Genomic DNA, 18836 nt, shown 5'->3' on the forward strand with positions numbered 1-18836 from the left:
CCCCTCACGGCAGCGCCCTCGACTTTCCGTCTTCGCCGATGGCGACGAAGGTGAACTTGGCTTCCGTCACCTTGATGCACTCTTCGCTTTCGCGCGGGCGGCGCCAGGCCTCCACATGGATGGCGAGCGAGGTGCGGCCGGTGTGGACGATGTCGGCATAGAGGCTGACCTCGTCGCCCACGTGCACCGGCGACAGGAAGGTGAGCGCCTCCACCGAGATGGTGGCGCAGCGGCCCTTGGCGCGGCGGGCGGCGACGTTGCCGGCGGCAAGGTCCATCTGGGACATCAGCCAGCCGCCGAAGATGTCGCCGGCCGGGTTGGTGTCGGCCGGCATGGCGACGGTGCGGATCACCGGCGCCTCCTCGGGCGGATGCCGGTCCCTGTCGCGTGTCGGCGTGTCGTCGGCCATGTCCCCTCCCCCCAGGATTCTCGTTCGGACGCCGGCCTGTGCCCGGATCACTTCGGTTGAGAATACCCCGCGTGGGTCGTGTGTGAAGAGCGTGTGTTGGGTGGTGTTTGTTTCTGCTCACGCCGGTCGCGCTTTGCGCGACGGCTGCGCGGGCGCGCCCTGACCGGGCGGCGGACGGTCGTCCGCTGGTGGGTGAAATACGGCGCGGACTCGGCTCGCTTTTCGGATGCCCACACCTTGCTCGCCCTTTCCGTAACACTCCCACCAGCGCGCGACTGCGCGCCGGCCACACTTGGCCGCCCCCGCGGAGCGGTGAGCGAAGCGAACTCGCGTGAGCGGCAAAAGACAGTCCAGGGCGATCAAGCTCTGAAGCTGCGGTCTGGGGCCCTGGATTCCCGCTTCCGCGGGAATGAGCGGAGATTGGGGTTATGCTCCGGAACGCGAACTGAGGTCGCGCCGTATTTCACCCACCAGACGACGACTGTCGGCCGGCCACACTTGGCCGCGCCCGCGCAGCGGTGAGCGAAGCGAGCTCGCGTGAGCGGCAAAAGACAGTCCAGGGCGGGTTTGTCCGGCGCCGACCGTATGGCCCTGGATTCCCGCTTCCGCGGGAATGAGCGGAGATTGGGGCTGGCCTCGGGAAGGCAAACCGCGGCCGCACCGTATTTCACCCACCAGCCGACGACTGTCGGCCGGCCAGTCAAGAGGCGCGGAGCGAAGCGACCGGGAAAAGGGAGATGGCGCGCCCGCGCAGCCGGTGCGCTTTAGCGCACTCGGCGTGAGCGATAACGAGCCGAGCAAACCAGCTCGCGTGAGCGGAGACGAATCTGCCGCGCCCACTCGGCGCGCGAGAAACTGGACACCGCCGGTGCGATGTCCCTACCCTCGCCCCCAACAAGAAGACGACCTTCCGACCTTCGCCTTCCAGGGAGAACAGCCCATGCAGGGTCTCATGCAGGAGTGGCCGCTCCTGTGCCACAAGATCATCGACCACGCCGCCACCCTCCACGGCGACCGCACGATCGTGACCCGGACGGTCGAGGGGCCGATCCACACCACCACCTATCGGGAAGTGCGCGCGCGCTCTCTGCAGGTCGCCAAGCGGCTGGAGCGCCACGGCATCCGCGAGGGCGACCGGGTCGCCACACTCGCCTGGAACACCGTGCGGCACCTGGAGCTTTGGTACGGGATTCTGGGCCTTGGCGCGGTCTATCACACGGTCAATCCGCGCCTGTTCCGCGACGAGATCGCCTGGCTGATCAACGACGCGGAGGACCGGATCCTGTTCGTGGACCTGACCTTCGTGCCGCTGGTGGAGGAGATTGCCGATCAGCTCACGACGATCGAGACGGTGGTGGTGCTGACCGACGCGGCGTCGATGCCGGAGACCCGCCTCAGGAACGCAGTCCCCTACGAGAGCTTCATCGCCGAGGTGGACGCCGACTTCGCCTGGCGCGACCTGGACGAGAATGCCGCGGCGGGGCTCTGCTACACGTCGGGCACCACGGGCAAGCCCAAGGGCGTGCTCTATTCCCACCGCTCCAACATGCTGCACGCCTTCTCCATGTCCGCCGTGGACATGCTGGGGCTCGGCTCCCGCGACACGGTGATGCCGGTGGTGCCGATGTTCCACGCCAACGGCTGGTCGCTCGCCTTCTCAGCGCCGCTGAACGGGTCGGCGCTGGTCATGCCCGGCGCCGGGATGGACGGCGCCTCGATCTACCAGCTTCTGACGGAGTACCGCGTCACCATGACCGCCGCCGTGCCGACGGTCTGGCTGGCGCTGCTGCACCATCTGGATGCCCAGGGCGGCAGCCTGCCCGATCTCGACCGGGTGGTGATCGGCGGCTCGGCCTGCCCGCGCGCCATGACGGAAGCCTTCCAGGAGCGCTACGGCGTCGACGTGCTGCACGCCTGGGGCATGACGGAGATGAGCCCGCTCGGCTCGGTGTGCTCGATCAAGCCGGCCGTCGCGCATCTGACCGGGGCGGAGAAGCTCGACCTGCAGGAGACCCAGGGCCACCCGCCGATCACGGTGGAGATGAAGATCACCGACGACGCCGGCAACCGGCAGCCCTGGGACGGCAAGACCTTCGGCCGGCTGAAGGTGCGCGGCCCGGCAGTGGCGCGGTCCTACTACAAGGGCGCCGGCGGCGAGATCCTCGACGAGGAAGGTTTCTTCGACACCGGCGACGTGGCCGTGATCGATCCCAACGGCTACATGCGCATCACCGATCGGTCCAAGGACGTGATCAAGTCGGGCGGCGAATGGATCTCGTCCATCGACCTGGAGAACATCGCCGTCGGCCACCCGGACGTGGCGGAAGCGGCCGTCATCGGCATCGCCCATCCGAAATGGGACGAGCGGCCGCTCCTGATCGTCGTGCCGAAGCCCGGCGCCGAGCCCGACAAGCAGGACATCCTGGCCTATATCGGCGAACGGGCTGCGAAGTTCTGGATCCCCGACGACGTGCTCATGGTCGACGAGATCCCCCACACGGCGACCGGCAAGATCAAGAAGACCGCGCTTCGCGACATGTTCGGGAGCTACAGGTTCGCCGACGGCACCGGGCCGGACGACGCAGCCCGGTAGCGTCCGCCCGGATCAGGCGCCGGAGGCGAGCCGGTAGGTGGCGTCGAAGGTCACCGAAGGCGCCGCCTCCACGGTGCCGCGTTCGACCAGATCCTCCAGATGCGCCAGCAGCGACAGCCCGGCCGCCTTCCGGAGTCCGGGATCGAGGGCGACATAGATCGCGCGGACCATCTCCGGGATCGTGCGCGGTCCGTCGGCAAGCGCCCGCACGATCGCCTCCTCCCGCTTCTGCCGGTGCCCCCTGAGTGCCTCGACATAGCTGCCGGGATCCTCCACCGCACCGCCGTGGCCAGGCAGGTAGCGGCGGTCGTCGCGGGCGAGCAGCACGTCCAGCGAGGCCATGTAGTCGGCCATCACGCCGTCCGGCGGCGCGACGATGGTCGTCGACCAGACCATGACGTGATCGCCGGAAAACAGGAGACGTTCGTCGGCGAGACCGAAGCAGAGATGGTTCACGGTGTGGCCCGGCGTCGCGATCACCTCCAAGGTCCGGCCGCCGGCCTCCAGACGGTCGCCGTGGGCAACCGCGATGTCGGGACGGAACGCCACGTCGCCGGAGGCCTCCAGCGCATTGGTCTCGCCTTCGCGCAGGGCGCGACCCGCCCGGTGCGGCCCCTCGCCAACGGTCGGCGCCCCTGTCGCCGCCGCCAGCTCCGCCGCGGCTGTGGAGTGGTCGGCATGGGTGTGGGTGACCAGGATATGGCTGACGGTGCGGCCGGCCAGCACCTGTTTCAGCGATTCGATGTGCTCCGGAAAGCCCGGTCCGGGGTCGATCACGGCCACCGGATCGTCGCCGATCAGATAGGTGTTGGTGCCGTGAAAGGTCATCGGGCTCGGGTTGCGTGCGGTCAAGCGCCGCACGCCCGGCGCAACGGTCACGGCTTCGCCGTAGCGCGGGTCGAACTGGCGGTCGTGGGTCAATGCGGGCAACTCGGGCTCCATCGGATCGGCCGGGACGTGAAGAGCGGCTTTCCCACACCCATACAGATTGGTTCTGGAAAGGTCGATTGTCGCACGACGCGCGTCTTGCGAGGGCCGATATCCATCGCTATAAGACCGCCCACTGTCGGAGTGTAGCGCAGCCTGGTAGCGCACCTCGTTCGGGACGAGGGGGTCGCAGGTTCAAATCCTGCCACTCCGACCATTCATTCCAATGACTTAGGCGAATCCCGAAATCGCCGCGGCAATGAAACGGCAACGTTTCAGTCACGCCCTCTGCCTCCCCGCCCTACCGCTTGTGAACGCACGACCAACCCCGGCTTGGTGATCGGGATGGTGGTGACCGTATGTTTTCTCGAGGGTTTCCCGAGTCATCCCCAAATAGCCGGCTGACTCCCACATGTCGGCGCTGGCCTGCATTAGCCAGGTCGCGGAAGTATGGCGCAACGTGTGCCGGACAACGCCCTCGGCGTCCTTCCCGAGAACTTCCTTCACCAGCTTTCGGAAGGCGCGTTTTGGATCAGCAGGACGACCTTGGTACTCACACACATATCGGGCACCGCCCCTGCGCCACCGTCGCAAGTGGGCCAGCAGACAGCCGGGAAGACGAATCGGCGGCGCCTGCTTGTTGGCCGCGATCTGCTCGTCTTCCGGGGCGCGATAGAAGACCCCCGCCTCAAGATCGATGAATGGCCGTCCCGGTTCCCGCACAAACGACGCCTGCCAAACCCGTCCCGACCGACTGCCAGTGTACACCGCGACCAATAGGAAACGGGCGACATGTAGCGTTGGTCGCTTCTTTGTCGGGATTCCCCGTTGAACCTCCCGCTTGCGGTAGGCGGCGTGAACGAGCTTTGCCATTTGGGACCGGTCAAGATGCTTGACCCGCCCCTTAGGCTTAGGGGGCAGCGTGACGGTCACGGCGTGTCGGGTCACGTTGTCGGCGATCGCCATGCGACACGCCGCACGCAGATCTTCCAGTTCACGCCGTGCCTGTGCCGACGTGGTCCGCTGAGCGACATAGTCGCGGCAAGTCCTGGTGGTGATGTCATCCAGCGTCTTGTCACCCCAGAAGGCTAGAAGGGCACCAACCCGCGCAGCCAGCTCCCTTGGGCGCCGGGCGCCTTCTTCCTTGATGGCAAGATAGTGGGCTACGACTTCCGCAACGCCGACTTCACTGGCAGCCCGGTCCTTCCCCATTGGCTGGGAAATGAACTGCTTCGCGATGTGTTGGGCTAGCGCTGCTTCAGCCTTTCCACGATCGCTTTCGCCGCAACCAGTGCTGTGCTGTCGGCCCCCGTCGAGGATGATCCAGACGGCGCTACGGTCTTTGCTGGCCGGACGGAGCCAGAGTCTTGCTGGTTGGCGGCGACGCGGCATTTTTCCATCATCTCCCCGATATACGCGATCGTCGTGAAATCCTTCCCCGCGATGCGCAAAAGGGTCAGGTTCCCGCGGCGCGCTTCGCGCCGAAGACCGTTCACCGTCATGCCGCCGTGCGGGAATGCCAAGGGCAGGATGTCAGCGAGCCGGACAGGCGCATCCGGGTCGGTGTTGTCGTTGGCAGCATTCAGCGCAGACGCCGAGCCAAAATCGGCGGCGGCCCCTTCTGCAGTCAGCACCTTCGGAACCCGCTGGCTTCGCGGCCTAGCCATTTCCAACGACCGTGGGACCCGAGCGCTGAAAATTGATCCCCGCCTCGGTCAGCATGGTCTCCAGAAGATCGTCCGGCGTTTCATAAGATGACAAAAACCCGACCTGTCGAAGGTTCTCACTCTCCGACCGGGTTAGATCGTGCCGGCGCCAATCATTCTCATCATCCTCAACGGTTTTGATGTACGCAGCCGAAAGGCCGGGGTCGACCCTTCCCTCGCTGACTTGCTTTGCCAGCAATTCGAGATCATCCGCCGCAGCAAGGCTTCTTGCGGCATCGTCCGGAAACTCCTCCGCCTTCCGGCGGCGCCAGTCGGCAGTGCCCTCAAGCGTTTCGGCGAACCCGGAACAGAATTCGTCGTGATCCATCATCTTCAGCTCTCCTTGATCTGATCCTGCACCGGGCAGCGCCGGGCATAGGCACAAGCGTGTCCGGCTTCTTTTGCATAATGCGCAATTTACGCAAGACGTCAATTATCTTTTGCGTTTCGCGCAATATTAATTTATGCGGATCTGAAATGTGAGGCTGGGATGGCAACGCCAAAGGAACTTGTCGAGACGGTTGCGGCTGCGCTGAATGTGACGGTCAACACGGTTACGGTGCATGACCGCTATCTGCACGAAGCCGGCCTTCGCACATCTGGTGGGCGGGGGCGGGCAGCCGCGCGTGTGACCTACCAGGACGCGGCAAACCTGCTTATTGCGATCGCGATGAGCCGAAACGTGAAGGACAGCCCAGAGACCGTTCGCACTTACTGTGAATTGCCGTCTGTTGGTGGCCGCTACCTGTTCGCAGACGAAAAGCGCGGCGCCAGTTTTGGCGACGCCTTGGCTGCGCTGTTAGAGGCGGCCGGAAATGATTCGATGAGTTACGGCTACCAAGACGACCTAGATGTAACCTTGTTCGGCCCAACGCCAGGCGCCAGAATCGAATGGTCAAAACGGGGCACACAGACACAGCGCGACTATGGTGAGGTCAGCTACCTTGATCCGATCAAGTACATGGCTCGTCTTGATCTAACGCCGATTGGCGAGATCGGGCATAAAGTCGGAGCCCCTTAGACATCTGTCGGCTCAATCAGTTCCCGCACTTCATCAACCGCCGATTTCCGATTTTTCCGGGCGATGTAGCGCTCGCGCCAATAGTCCAGCAGCGGCCGCATCTGGTCGCCTGCTTCGGGTCCGTCTTTTTCTTCCGCCCAATCGACTAGCTCAGCGGCCATGATCATACAGCGCTCAACCCGTTCAAGCGGGATTTGTCCGTTGTCGTATATCGGCTTCATTGGCTTATCCCCCGTGAGAAGGGGCGCCCGACCACCGGGCGCCCGGCTGGTCAGGCAGCAGCCCGGTGGTTCTCGTTCACTGCCACCGGCGAATCGTCCACGTAGTAGAACCCCGCCAACCCCATCGCCGACGCGGACACGCCGCCGGTGTCCTCGATGTATCGAAGCACGTTGCCGAACAGGCGATCAAGGCACCGCCATTCCGCTTCCGTGGGCGCCCCGCCTTCGAGGGTCAGCGCCACCTGCCCCCACGCCGCGCACAACTGGAACACCGCGCCTTCTGGGCTGCCACAAGGGTGAAATGAGGCCTCGGCGCCCAAGGCCGCTAACCGGTCCGTATGGCGCGCCGTGGGCGCGCCGGTGGCGTCCGCCAGGTGATAGAGGCCGCTATGGCACGGGACGCCTGGGGGGCAAGTTGCTTCGAGACGTGCTGGGATTTGGTCATATCTAGATCTCTTGAAATCGGCTTGTCACAGCAACACCCACAAACGGCGTCGGCGGCCGGGGCTTAACAAGCGGACAAGAGCAACAACCTGGACGCATTTAAGTACGATTCTTCCTACAGAACCCCAAAATCGGCGATATATCGACTTTTTGGCTCCGAATTGATAAGCTCTTCTGCTCTTCCAAACGAAACCATCAAATTTGGCGACTGCTTAATTTCCATAAAACGTTTTTCAATTGTAACACTGCCCGTAAACCACAAAATACAATATTGATTTACCAAAACATCAGACATTTTAATATATTCTACGAGGCACGAGTGCTTCTATTTAATTTTTATATTTTACTTTACTTTTTTTTAATTTCTTCCGAAAATCGACTAATATTATATAGCCTTTCACGAAGCGGTCATTGCGGATTTTCTTAACATACTGCGCACCCGCGCGATCCAGGCGCGTGGGGAAGAGTCCCCCCCCTGGGCCGTGAAGACGATGGCGGCCAGGAGATCCCCGGTTCGCGTGCTCCTGATTCAATTCGGGCGACACCGGATCTATGACATATTGTCGCCAACATCGCGACGTTTTGTCGTACCGTTACGATCAGGCTTACAGGAGGCCGGCTGCGATGGAATCCCCGATAGTTCCGTGGACTCAGACACCTAAACAGCAGCGTGAGGGACTAAGGGCGGCCCTTGACGAGCTTTCACTATCCCCGGCTGAACTGGCCGATTTACTTTATAAGCGCGGCGATTACCGGGATTTTCAAGCAAGAATCAGAAGCATCCAGAGAATGATTTCTGGCGAAAGTCGTGTCTCTGGAGAAATGTCGGTTATCTGCAACATGCTACTCCGCCAGCAACGGCGGCTTTTATTAAAATATCCCGATATTGAATGGAAAAAAGAAGCGAATGGAAATTACTATTCTACAATCGAAGACTGGAATGTTGTGATATGCCCGCAGTCTCGCGGAAGGTGGCAGGTCGTTTGCCGAAAAGGGCCAGAACCAAACGGCTATAGCCCGCCGTTTAGTCGCTATCTCAGCTCCCTCGAAGAGGCAAAAAAGAAAGCACCTATTTACGTAGAGGAAGGGATGAATGATATTGCCGAGATTCGACACCTAGAAAACATAATAGATTTGTAGAACGATACCAATATTCTTTATATTATATTTCGATAGGGTACCAGCGCAATTGAGTTCGTCACAGGGCTAGTGCAGGAAGGAAGCGCCCTGATAGCTGGGCAGCTATTGGCCGGGGCGGACAACGCCGGTTCAGCGCGGACGGATGTCCGCGCCGGACAACTGCACGCAACCAAATCCAGCAGCGGGGCGATTTAATGTGATGCGCGCCGTGAATCACAGCTTCAGTAATCTCACCTTCGTCGGTACTGCACTTGCGATAATCACTCTGACCACGCCGGCAATCACCATGCCGATATGCACGGGCGGGGACCGCGCCGCGCGCCAGGTGACATGCATCGTGGACGGCGACACAGGGTGGGAACGTGGCCGCAAGTGGCGCGCCAAGGGCGTGGACACTCCGGAAATCAGCCATGCGGACTGCGCCGCGGAAAAGCATGCCGGTATCGCCGCGCGTGACCGACTGCGCGAATTGATGGCGGGAGGCTATGAAATCGAGTGGTCCGGCGCCCGGGGCAGTTTCGGCCGGGACCTTGTGACGGTGCGGCTGGCCGACGGCCGCGATGCGGGGCAAGTGCTGATCACGCAGGGGCTGTCGCAGCCTTGGCCGAACGACGGCAACCCGTGGTGCTAACGATAGCCAGCAGACTAGCAAAAAGGCGCTGCCGGTGTCGCGGCTACGGAACTGGCTAGCGCCTCCCGTTCCGCCTCTAACAGAAGGAAGGCTAAGAAAACATGACCGCGCTCTTCCGCAATGGGCGCCAACTCTTTGCACCTCCCCGCGATCACCCGCGACTCATCGGCAGGCTCGAAGACCTCATCACATCCATCCGCTAATAACTGCCCGGAACTCGCTCGCGTCGACGCTTCCTGTCTTGCCAGATCGAGTAAATAAGCAAGGAGCGGAAGCCGGCAGCAATTCGCCGCGCGGCTCATTTCGACACAAGCTACCTCAATATATTCCGCCACCTCACCAGGCGACCAATCCTGCTGGTCCTGCACTTTCTACCTCATTTGCCACTCCCCTTTGCCAGAAGAAGAATTGTCACCCTTATTACTTCCACCCACCTTCATACCTATTATTTTTTTCTGGCTCCGTAAATCAACGACACTGCAGAACGCCGATCTGAACATATATCCAAGCGTGACATACTGCCAACTGAAGCAGATGAAGTATGCCACGCCTCCCCACATGGACACAAAATAGGCCTATATACTGTCGTGGGTTTCCATGAAGGAGATCGGTCGAATTTTTAATCTTCCGGTCGATCGACCAGCGCCTGAGAAGGAGGTGCGGTTTCAAACCGATACTTCCGGCGCCGCAAATCAAATGCGGATTGCCCGCCCTCCATCACATGTGTAATCAAATCCTTCACCGAAGGTGTTTCTATCGAACCATCCTCCTCAACCGAAATCCTAACAGTGTTCACATCGGGCCTTGGATCGCGATCGCCCGTCGTAAGCCCTATCACCTTATCAGCATCGCCATTTACCACTACATTCGGATTATGCGTCGCAAATATTAGCTGCCTTTTACTTTTAGAATCCCGAATGAGGTTCACCACCTTCATAACAACCTTATTATCTAGATCGTCTTCCGGTTGATCAATAATGAGAGTACCCGCCTCCTGGGACAGAAGGAGCTCGAGCAACGCGGATGCCTGCTGACCAGGCGACGCTTTATGAAACGCGACCTTCCGATTGCTCTCGTCTACGTAGGTTAATACGATATAATCCTTTGGCGTCGCCGATATTATTTTTCCTACACTGTCATCATCAAGAGATGCATATATTTTCCTAAGTGATCTCGGCGGCACACTTTGGCCAATACCGCTCGATATCACGTGATCAAGAATTTTAGCCGTTCCTTCGCCGGGCTCCGGCGGAGAGCCGGCCATCGTCTTTGCCTCGTAGGCAGCAAGTATGCTGTCGCAGACCCCGCACCACCCATTCTCACTGTCGGCACTGATGACTGTTTCCACCCACGACGAGCATTTGTCGCCAACGTCGCTAAGGTAACTCCCCCCGAGCAATGCTTCTAGCGCCTCGCAGAACTCATGGGGCTTTGCCGGCCGCTTAGTCTTAGCTATTAGGCTCCCACTCGAATGCCCCTCGACTTTTCCAGCGGCGCGACGCAGTATTTCGTTTCGCTCTTTTACCTTTTCAGAAAGATTTTCTCTCGATTTTTTGAGATTTTCAATGGCTCCAGAGGACGCATGGGACGCCTTCCTCGTAGATACCTCTGTTTCCTCTGCCGCAGCGCACTCCGATGTCAGCCGTTGAATGTCCTCAATCAAGGCCTTATGTGCAGTTTGCTGCTCGATCGCCTGCCGATGAAGCTCACCGAAGGCGTCCGCATCTTCATTAAACTCCGTACGCCGCTCGTTTAGTATAATCTCAAGATCAAGAAGTTCTTGCTTGACCTCTTGTAGCTTCGCCTGAATCCGATCTCTGGCATCATTGGCAGCGACCTGCAGCTCCGTGAGCATAGAAAAGCCATCCGGAACTGAACCTGCGGCGCCATCAAGCACCGTTCCATCGAGCTTCTGTACAGATTCCTTGGCCTCTACGATGCCAGTCTGAACCATGGCTAAAAAACTCTTGGCGCGAGAATATGCGGGCGCGCGCGCCAATACCTTGACCGCCTCTTCGCTACCCCCTTCTTCTTCAAGGCGCTTGTGATTTGCCATGAGCCGCTGGCGAATATCAGCACAACGCTGAACAGCACGGTTATGCTCAAGCTTATCTTGCCAATGCGCCACGGCCTGCCGCAATGACGTAGTAACCGCGCGTTTGGCGTTGGAAATCCGCTGATCCACCTGTCGGCGCTGTTCCAACTCCTCCGCTGCAGCGATGCCTGTGATCTGGTCGGCGGCCTTGTCGGCGTCCTTCATGGTCGTCGAAAGGCCCTTCTGCTCAAACGCCCGGGCCCGGAATTTTTGGCGCGCATCATCAAGGATAAGCACGGTGGTACCGCCGCGACCGTCCGTGATGGTAATATGATCGCGTGTAACGAGGTCGCGTCGCCAAGTTTCCTGCACGCCATCTCTCTCCAAAACAATTTCGACGTAACCGTCACCGCGGAGCGTCTCCTCTATAAGAAGCTGGTCACGATCGCTACCAGTTGCGCCTTCTATAACGTTTAGATCTGAAGCCGTCCGAGCAAGACCGAAGCGTAGATACTCAATAATTGAACTTTTTCCAGCGCCCCTCCCCCCAATAAGCGCATTAAATCCGGGATTGAAAGACATAGTCAATGGATTATCGCCACATACACTTGATTTCACTCGAAGTTCTACAATCCTTTCGTCTGGCTCCTTTGGCTCTTTGAAACTTACTCGAGATTCGTCAGCAAGTTGTGCTTGCCGCAAGCTCTCGATTGAATGTTCTCCAATTTTAATCCAGCAATCGTGGACGCCCAACCGAGCCCAACTAGGTTGCTTGTTGTCGCCTGTGGCGAAAACTGCGCGTCGGCGAACACCCCAATCTGTAGACCCACCTCGAAGTTTCGTAAGAGTAGCTTGGTCCAGATCATCAAATGGCAGTTCGATATAGACGCCATCGCAGGGTAGATCGGCGAACCTTGGCGCATGCCCCTTGGCGTTCGCGCTTTTGTGTGCGTCTACATTGCTAAAGTGAGGAAGAATTAGCGACACGTCTCGTAGATGCGTGTCACCGTCGACCGCCTCTATGAGTTCGGCGAGCGTCCATCCGCAGGGCGTGATCTTAGAAGCTAAGGCGGCGTCTTTGTGCGCTGGCATAACGTTTGGCAGCATGTGCAAGAGCTTGGCCATAACCCCTGACGGGGCGCTTGGATCGAAGAGCACGAGGCATTGAACATTGTCACTGCACGTGATCTCCACTCCTCTGAACGCAAAAATGCTTTCCGCAGCCGAGTTGGCGGCGTCCGCTACGTATTGTGTTATGCAGACATCGTGGTGATCTGTTATGGCGATGAGGCTCAGTCCGCGCCGCTGACTTTCCGCAATGAACTCAGTCGCCCAGTTTCTACGGACCCGTTCATATGCGGGTGTCCCTCCGGGAAGACCGGCCCCTCCGCCCATCCATGAGCGATCACGGGGAGAGTGACCTTGTAGGTCGGATTTCCGCCAAACCGTCCCCGGATGATGGCCTTTCTTACTTGGCATCGTCACCGCCCTTTTAGCCGACTCGCAGAACTAGATCTGAAGCGCTTAAAGGATGTGGTTCAAGGGGCGTATTCAGCTAATGGTCGCGATTAGCTACGAAGCGCATCAGTTTTTGCCCGCACCGCATCCCGGACCCGGCAATGCTCTGCTTCGATCCCCGCTCCGGGGTGCTTTGTTGTGAAGTAGCCATCCTGACCTGTAGCCACGATTCGAAAATCGTAGACAGGCATCGTGGGATAATTCACGTCGAATTTTGCGACTACGCCCCGCGGGCGATCAGGAAGTATCCAGAAACTCACAATCGTATATTCGTCCGCCGCAGGGATATTCCCTTTCTTCGATGGGAAATTCATCTGACTCATCCATGCGTCATCAATAGCGCGGCCAATTGCCCCGGGCGGTGAGGTCGTTGGTTGCGGTGCGACTGGCGGGGTCGATTTGCAGTAAGAAAGACGGGGCGGCCGGCTGGCCACCCCGTTACGTTGGGCGATTACGCGCCGGCGTTCTTCTGGAACGCGCGCCAGTCGATCACCTTGGCGCCGGCGTCCATGCGGACCTTGATTTCAACACCGTCGATGTTGAAGCCCATCTTGGACTCGGTGTAGACGCCGCGGCTGCCTTCCAGATACGCAAGCTCGACCGTGTCGGTAGCGGCTGGCGCGGCGGCCAGGTAGTGGGCCGTCGCCGAGCCAGCCACCGCAGCGCCGATCGATTCATTGCTGATACCGTTATCGATCCGCGGCTCGCTGATGATCGACAGCGCCTTGAGGCTGTCGGCAACGGCGTTCGTGGTGGCGTCCGGGTAACGGGTCGAGCGCAGCAGCTCGGCCGCCGTGTCCTCAAGCTCAACAGGGATCATGAGGAAGGCCGGGCGGATATTCAGGACGGTCTTGCCGTCAATGCCGACCTGCTTGGCCATGGCCGTGCGCATCTTGGACAGCGTGCCCTTGCTGAATGCAGCGGCCGACTGAAGGTTCTTGTGCGATGCCAGGTGGAACAGCGCGACGTTGTCGCCCATGGTCGGGTTGGACAGGATCTGCCACCAGACAAGATCGCTCTCAAGCTGCGCGGCCTGTACGCCGAACATCTGCGCAAGGCGGCTGAATGCGCCGAGATCATCGTTGATAAGCGCCTGGCGGGTGATGCCCACGATCTTACCGAACGTGGCAATTTTGTAAGCCTCCTTGCCCTCGCCGATCGTGCCGCGCTTGAACTCGCCGTGCTCGTTCACCCGCTCAAGCTGCGGCGCTTCGCCAAGCTGCGCCCGCGTAACAGTCTTGAAGTCGGAAACGGTGGTCTCCCGCACCAGCGGGCGGAAAGTCTGCGGCGCGGCCTCATAAGCCGCACGCAGGGTGCGATTCACGGTGTTGCCCAGGATCACGGTAAAGTCGGACGTGGTGTGCATGCCGCCGCCGCGATAGGCCAGCGTCTCGGATGCAACCTCGTACTTGGACATGCCGCGGGTGTTGATGCCAGACGCCTCAAGCGCATCGCGCGCAAGCTCAGTCAGCGTCATGCCACGGAATTCGCCCGCACCGTCCGTGAGGGTATTCGCGGACGGGTCAACGCGGTGCATCAGCACGCTTTCGATGACGTGCGCCCGCTTTTCCGCGTGTTCCGTGCCGACTTCGGCGCGCACGTTGCCGCTGGTCGGGGCCTCGGCCTCCTTCGCGATCAGGTGCTCAAGCAGAATGCTGCGGAACGCATCAACCGACGTTCCTTCGCTGGCGTGCGTTTCGCCAAGTTCCGCGGCGTGGGCTTCCGTAGCAAGTTTGCGGATGGTGGAGGCGCGTTCGCGCTCGGCGCGCACGGCGGCATGAAGGTCTGTGATTTCCACCATCGACCCGTCGTCGGTGTTTCGGTTTCGGAACTGCGAACCCGCATCGGCCGGCACCGGGACCGCGGAAATTTCCATCGGTTCCCAATCGATGACGCGCCAATCTTCGGTGCCGTCCTCCTTCTCGGTCTTTTCGACCGCGTGGATGACGTATCCGACGCTAATGTTGCGAATGACGCCGGTGCGGATTTTGTGCACCGTGTCCGCGTCACCCGGTGCGCTAGATAGCTGAACCCGGGCAAGCCCCTGCCCGCCTTCAATCCGCGCGCTGCCCGGGACCACGCTGCCGATGACCGATCGAAGCGACCAATCATCGTGCGTGTCCAAAAGCGGTGCGCCCGCGTTCAAGCGGTCCATGCGAACCGCCTCCGGCGTCACAACGAGAATTTCGTTGTAAATGTCGCCGGTGCGCCAATTCCGGCGCCGGACCGCGGCGCCGGTGGTCCACACCACCTCGATGGTGTTGTCCGCCTCGTCATACGATGCCGCGCGGATTTCAGCCGATCGCCCGAACTTGGGCGCGGCGATTGTTTCTTTGATTGTCATGAAAATCGACTTCCGGTAGCCGGCCTAGATTGTCAGGCGGCCCTTGCTGCTGTGTTTGACCCGCGGCGGACATTCACCGCGGGTGCTCCGCCGCTCAGACGTGCGTGCGCTTATTTGCGCCAGCGTCCGCGTGACCAGGGCCGCCGATGCCGTAGATTACATATGCGTCTTCGCGCGTGAGGCGCCCACCAGCCGCACCGAAGCCCTCGAAGTCGCCGAGCGGAAGGAGACTAACGGTGTCGCGGAGCGTGGGGTCGATGGAGTACGTGCCGCCCCAGATCGTGACCGCGGTCGTCTGGATGGTCGGACGGCCGGCCTCGTCGTCGACGGTGGTTTCATTCGCCGCATCAACCGCGGCATCCGCTTCGGCCTCCGCCTTCGCCAGCGCGGCGATCTGGGCGGCGAGGCCGGGGTATTCATCCCGGATGCGGCGCGCAACGGCGTCGCGTTTCGCCACTGCGTCGCGGTAGGCTTTTATCGCGGCGGCCTCCTTCTCCGCCTCGACAGCAGCAGCGTGGCGCCGGTCCAACTCAGCGGCGGCAATTTCCGCCCTCTCGACCGCAAGCCGCGCCGTATCAATCGCCGCCTCAAGTCGCAGCAACTCCCCATCGGGTGCCCCCGCCACGAGCCGGTCGGCTCGTCGGGTCTTCGCCTCATCAAGTGCCCGCTCCAGGGCGGGCAGATCGATTGCCGCGCGGGCCTTTGCGATGTCCGCTGCGGACGTGTCGGCGGTCGGCTTCTTTAGGATTCCAAACATTGAGCCCTTTCCTCGACGGCCCCGATGAGCCCGCCGAATTCGATGTGTTTGTTGATGACTTCGTGGGCGCGCTCGCCGTCGATGCGATGGTCTTGCATCAGCGCGACGGCCAAGTCCGCCACAGCGGCGCGGACGTTCGGCAAGGCCAGCAGGGCGGCCGCGGCGTCTTCGCCGGCTCGCCAGACTGCGGCCGCCGGTGCTGCGTTCTCCGCGCGCGGACTGACGACTTGCCACGCTCCGTATGCGGCAGAGCAGCCGTCGCAGCCGCCGCCCTGGAAGTTGAAAGTGCGCGCGACAAAGTCGACAACTTCAGTGTCCGGGGCGCGGTATCTCCAACCGGCTCGGGCGTCCTCGCCGGCGCCGCCGGCCAGCGCGAGCACGATGCGTGCAAAGGGTGGGAGATCAGCCCCAGGCGCGAACCTGACGCACTCAGGAGGGGCGACCGACACTGACGTGATTGTGGAACCAAGCCCGTGCCCCACGACCGCGTGGGCGGCCTCATGCCACGCTGTCCGCTCGGACACTTCATGCTCAACCTCGCCGACTGGCGGGCCGGGCTGGCCGGTGTGGCCGAATCCGACAACTTCGCCATCGGGCGCAGCAACATACCCCCGGCCACGTTCCTGCCCGGAGGCGCAGCAGGCGCGACGCACGTAGTTGGGCGCTTGGCGCATCCGGCGCTCCTGTTTTTTGATGATGTATTGGTCGGCGGCGTTGCGCGTCGGAACCTCCGGCGCTTTGCAACCTGATTGGGATTATTTCCCTATTCGCCTTGGCTTTTTCGGCAGCTAAAATGAAAGCAAAGTTGCTTCAGAAATTTTGAAATCAGGTCAGCTCCCGGGCCTTACCACCCGCATGGCCCCTGGGGCCGCCCGGAAGAACCTAACCGGGGGGGGGGGAGGGTCAGGCGGCCCCTTCGGGTGCCGAGCACATCGCGAGGATATCGTGGGCGATGCGCCCGAACGGTACGACGACAGCCCCGCGCTCGACCGCCCAGCGGCCGGCGGTTTCCGCATCGGCGGTGAACGTCTTGCCGCCTTCCGCCACGAGGAAGGCAGCCGCGCTTGGCAAGCGCTCGAGGTGCTGCGCCGCAGCAGGCAGCGCCTCCGCCATCGGCATTGCACGGTTCACGTAAAGTGCAACCCGCAACGTCGCGATATCGCGCGCCGACAACCTGCGCCGGCCACGGCGTCGTTCGCCAAGCCCAACCTTGGCGTGACGGTGAAGCAATAGCCGCACCGCGCCGGCACTGACGCCGCAGATTTCAGCCGCTTCCGGCGGCGTGAAGGCGCGAACGCGCCAAGAAATTTCGGACATGACGACTCCGTTTCATTCGAAATACTTTTTTCAAGGCACAAGAAAAGCCGCCGCACCCTTGGTGCAGCGACTTGGTGTTGACGCCCGGTTCGCGACCCCGCGGCGCGATCGACGGGCGATCACGCGCCGTAGGACTAATGGCGCGCGATACTGAATAGGAGCGCCCGACGTGCGCTGGAAAACACGCCGGGCCAGCCGATAGACAGGTCAGCGACCACCGGCTTCCAATTCTACCCGCCGGCAGTCGAAAATGGGTATGCCCTATGCGGCGGCCCGCTCTCGACGCCAATGCGCCTCCACCGCGTCGAAGCCCAGAAACACCAAGGCGCGGCCGGCGCCCTTGGCACCAGATTTATTCCCAACGCCGAACGCGCGGCCGATTTCTTCAAGCGTGTCGTTCCCGACGACGGCTGCCTCGAACGCATCCTGCAGGACTCCGAGCGCGGCTTGCGCCCGCGCCAATGCGCGCTGGGCGTCGATCCGCTCAAGGACGACCCACTCGCCGTTCCAAGGCTTCGGCGTGGGCTTAGGCGCCCCCCAGGGGTCTGAAGGATCTGTCCTGAGGCGCCGGCCGCCGGTGGCCCCCTTGGCTGGACCAATGGCGCGCACGCCTTTGTCGACGAGGCGGCCCGTAGAGGGGTCGAGATCTGTCCGACGGGCTTGGTATATGTCGTCACCCGGGTCCCTGCCCGCCAGCTCGACGATCGCGCGCGCGTTCTCGTACATCCTTCGGTATCGCTCGGCCAGCCGAAGGTGCCGTTCGTGCCCCTCGGTCTTTAGCAACTTCGCAAGTGGCCAGTCTTGATTGTCATTCGCGACCTGGCCGCTGTACTTCTGCGAGGTGACCCATGCAGCCTGGGCTTTAATCCTATGCTCGATCGACGGCCCGTCGTTCGGCAAACGAACCACTTTGCCGCCGTTCGGGCACACATTGTCATTGGCCGCGCGTAGCCGCCCATCATCCAGCTTCATTGCCTGCTCCAGTCGCATCCGCCCTGACCGGCGGTCAGACGGCACAATCGCCGCCAACACAAAGCAAATGGGGCCGAAGCGCGAAAAGCGCCGACCGAAATCCACATCGATGTAAAAAGAAAGGGGTGTCGACCGGGCAACGGAAAACTGGGTTTCGCCGGGATTTAGGCCCGGCCAACTTCTGAATATTAAGCAATCACGCCCGAAAAATCAAAAAAACTCTTCCGGGAAAAGTCGATATACTCTATTGACAGGTTGTAACACGCAGGCTGCCCAACGGAACCGAATTGGCCACGCTACGTTGACCAGCGATTTACGTGACCAAGGGAGGCTTATATGCGCGCCCTCCAGAAGGTCGGCGACATAGCGATGACGAACGTCGACGGAACCTTCCGCACCGGCCGGATCGCGGCCATTGACGCAAGGTCCGCCCGTTTGATTTTGGCGGATGGCCAGACTGTCACCCGACCACGTCGCGACCTGAAGGCCGTTCGGCCCATTCCACAATCGGTCCTTCGCGGGCGCTGGCGGCCCGGGCGTCGCCGCATGTGGAGGCGCCCGCAAGGGTAGCGTTGCCCCCACCCCGTTATCATTCGCCGGTTCGGGCAGGGGTTCCGGCACGAACACCACGGGCGGGTCTTGGCGCCGGCCTATGTTGGTGGTGTCTTGGGTGTAGACGGTTCCGTTCCATTCGACAGTGCGGGCTATCTGCGGAATTTCCGCAGATGCCGATGCACGCAACGCACCGGCGGTCTTATCGCTTACCCCCGACCTTCGCGCGATTTCGCGGTCTGACCACGC

General features: G+C 61.2%; 19 protein-coding genes and 1 tRNA gene. 6 read left to right on the forward strand and 14 right to left on the reverse strand.

Annotation, left to right across the window (positions count from 1 at the left end):
* Window positions 1–4: 4 nt before the first annotated feature.
* Window positions 5–409: an acyl-CoA thioesterase gene (locus J2S73_RS19030; protein WP_306887260.1), complete on the reverse strand. Its 405-nt coding sequence runs from the start codon at window positions 407–409 to the stop codon at window positions 5–7.
* Between the two features lie 940 nt (window positions 410–1349).
* Here J2S73_RS19030 and J2S73_RS19035 point away from each other — a divergent pair.
* Window positions 1350–3002, forward strand: coding sequence for a long-chain-fatty-acid--CoA ligase (locus J2S73_RS19035; RefSeq protein WP_306887261.1), 1653 nt, complete (start codon window positions 1350–1352; stop codon window positions 3000–3002).
* Between the two features lie 12 nt (window positions 3003–3014).
* Here J2S73_RS19035 and J2S73_RS19040 read toward each other — a convergent pair whose 3' ends face one another.
* Window positions 3015–3932, reverse strand: a complete 918-nt coding sequence (locus tag J2S73_RS19040; RefSeq protein WP_306887262.1) for an MBL fold metallo-hydrolase — start codon at window positions 3930–3932, stop codon at window positions 3015–3017.
* 137 nt (window positions 3933–4069) lie between these two features.
* On the opposite strand from J2S73_RS19040, the gene J2S73_RS19045 reads away from it, so the two are divergent.
* A tRNA-Pro gene (locus tag J2S73_RS19045) sits at window positions 4070–4146 on the forward strand.
* A 62-nt stretch (window positions 4147–4208) separates the two neighbouring features.
* On the opposite strand, the gene J2S73_RS19050 is transcribed toward J2S73_RS19045, so the two are convergent.
* Genes J2S73_RS19050 through J2S73_RS19060 form a run of 3 tightly spaced genes read right to left on the reverse strand, consistent with a single transcriptional unit; the run spans window position 4209 to window position 5966 of the window.
* Window positions 4209–5141, reverse strand: a complete 933-nt coding sequence (locus J2S73_RS19050; protein ID WP_306887263.1) for a site-specific integrase — start codon at window positions 5139–5141, stop codon at window positions 4209–4211.
* Between the two features lie 35 nt (window positions 5142–5176).
* The gene (locus J2S73_RS19055; RefSeq protein ID WP_306887264.1) at window positions 5177–5563 is read right to left on the reverse strand and encodes an excisionase; all 387 of its coding nucleotides are present in this window, start codon (window positions 5561–5563) and stop codon (window positions 5177–5179) included.
* Between the two features lie 25 nt (window positions 5564–5588).
* Window positions 5589–5966, reverse strand: coding sequence for a hypothetical protein (locus tag J2S73_RS19060; protein ID WP_306887265.1), 378 nt, complete (start codon window positions 5964–5966; stop codon window positions 5589–5591).
* A 159-nt stretch (window positions 5967–6125) separates the two neighbouring features.
* Between J2S73_RS19060 and J2S73_RS19065 the strand changes: the two genes are divergently transcribed.
* Entirely contained in the window at window positions 6126–6656 is a 531-nt protein-coding gene (locus tag J2S73_RS19065) for a hypothetical protein (RefSeq protein WP_306887266.1), read from the forward strand.
* On the opposite strand, the gene J2S73_RS19070 is transcribed toward J2S73_RS19065, so the two are convergent.
* Both J2S73_RS19070 and J2S73_RS19075 read right to left on the reverse strand, forming a co-directional pair.
* Entirely contained in the window at window positions 6653–6877 is a 225-nt protein-coding gene (locus tag J2S73_RS19070) for a hypothetical protein (RefSeq protein ID WP_306887267.1), read from the reverse strand. The two genes, J2S73_RS19065 and J2S73_RS19070, sit on opposite strands and share 4 nt — an antisense overlap.
* Window positions 6878–6927: 50 nt before the next feature.
* Window positions 6928–7149 carry a hypothetical protein gene (locus tag J2S73_RS19075; RefSeq protein ID WP_306887268.1) on the reverse strand — a complete coding sequence of 74 codons (222 nt, stop codon included), beginning with the start codon at window positions 7147–7149 and terminating at the stop codon, window positions 6928–6930.
* A 796-nt stretch (window positions 7150–7945) separates the two neighbouring features.
* Here J2S73_RS19075 and J2S73_RS19080 point away from each other — a divergent pair.
* Window positions 7946–8461 carry a hypothetical protein gene (locus J2S73_RS19080; protein WP_306887269.1) on the forward strand — a complete coding sequence of 172 codons (516 nt, stop codon included), beginning with the start codon at window positions 7946–7948 and terminating at the stop codon, window positions 8459–8461.
* A gap of 199 nt (window positions 8462–8660) precedes the next feature.
* Window positions 8661–9092 carry a thermonuclease family protein gene (locus tag J2S73_RS19085; RefSeq protein ID WP_306887270.1) on the forward strand — a complete coding sequence of 144 codons (432 nt, stop codon included), beginning with the start codon at window positions 8661–8663 and terminating at the stop codon, window positions 9090–9092.
* Between the two features lie 619 nt (window positions 9093–9711).
* Here the strand turns inward: J2S73_RS19085 and J2S73_RS19090 are convergent.
* The 5 genes from J2S73_RS19090 to J2S73_RS19110 form a co-directional block, all read right to left on the reverse strand.
* Window positions 9712–12606, reverse strand: coding sequence for a TrlF family AAA-like ATPase (locus J2S73_RS19090; RefSeq protein ID WP_306887271.1), 2895 nt, complete (start codon window positions 12604–12606; stop codon window positions 9712–9714).
* A gap of 89 nt (window positions 12607–12695) precedes the next feature.
* The gene (locus J2S73_RS19095) at window positions 12696–12968 is read right to left on the reverse strand and encodes a hypothetical protein (RefSeq protein ID WP_306887272.1); all 273 of its coding nucleotides are present in this window, start codon (window positions 12966–12968) and stop codon (window positions 12696–12698) included.
* 128 nt (window positions 12969–13096) lie between these two features.
* A complete protein-coding gene (locus J2S73_RS19100) occupies window positions 13097–14989 on the reverse strand; it encodes a prohead protease/major capsid protein fusion protein (RefSeq protein ID WP_306887273.1) in 1893 nt (630 codons plus the stop codon).
* Window positions 14990–15083: 94 nt separating this feature from the next.
* Window positions 15084–15746, reverse strand: a complete 663-nt coding sequence (locus J2S73_RS19105; RefSeq protein ID WP_306887274.1) for a hypothetical protein — start codon at window positions 15744–15746, stop codon at window positions 15084–15086.
* Window positions 15731–16126, reverse strand: coding sequence for a hypothetical protein (locus J2S73_RS19110; protein ID WP_306887275.1), 396 nt, complete (start codon window positions 16124–16126; stop codon window positions 15731–15733). Before J2S73_RS19110 ends, J2S73_RS19105 begins: the two co-directional genes overlap by 16 nt.
* Window positions 16127–16273: 147 nt before the next feature.
* Between J2S73_RS19110 and J2S73_RS19115 the strand changes: the two genes are divergently transcribed.
* Complete coding sequence (locus J2S73_RS19115; RefSeq protein WP_306887276.1) at window positions 16274–16495, forward strand: hypothetical protein; 222 nt, start codon at window positions 16274–16276, stop codon at window positions 16493–16495.
* A 154-nt stretch (window positions 16496–16649) separates the two neighbouring features.
* On the opposite strand, the gene J2S73_RS19120 is transcribed toward J2S73_RS19115, so the two are convergent.
* Together J2S73_RS19120 and J2S73_RS19125 are read right to left on the reverse strand one after the other, a co-directional pair.
* Window positions 16650–17063 carry a hypothetical protein gene (locus J2S73_RS19120; protein ID WP_306887277.1) on the reverse strand — a complete coding sequence of 138 codons (414 nt, stop codon included), beginning with the start codon at window positions 17061–17063 and terminating at the stop codon, window positions 16650–16652.
* A 261-nt stretch (window positions 17064–17324) separates the two neighbouring features.
* Window positions 17325–18035, reverse strand: a complete 711-nt coding sequence (locus tag J2S73_RS19125; RefSeq protein ID WP_306887278.1) for a hypothetical protein — start codon at window positions 18033–18035, stop codon at window positions 17325–17327.
* Between the last annotated feature and the right edge of the window lie 801 nt (window positions 18036–18836).

This window comes from Amorphus orientalis (genome assembly GCF_030814015.1).
GTDB classification, from domain to species: Bacteria; Pseudomonadota; Alphaproteobacteria; order Rhizobiales; family Amorphaceae; genus Amorphus; species Amorphus orientalis.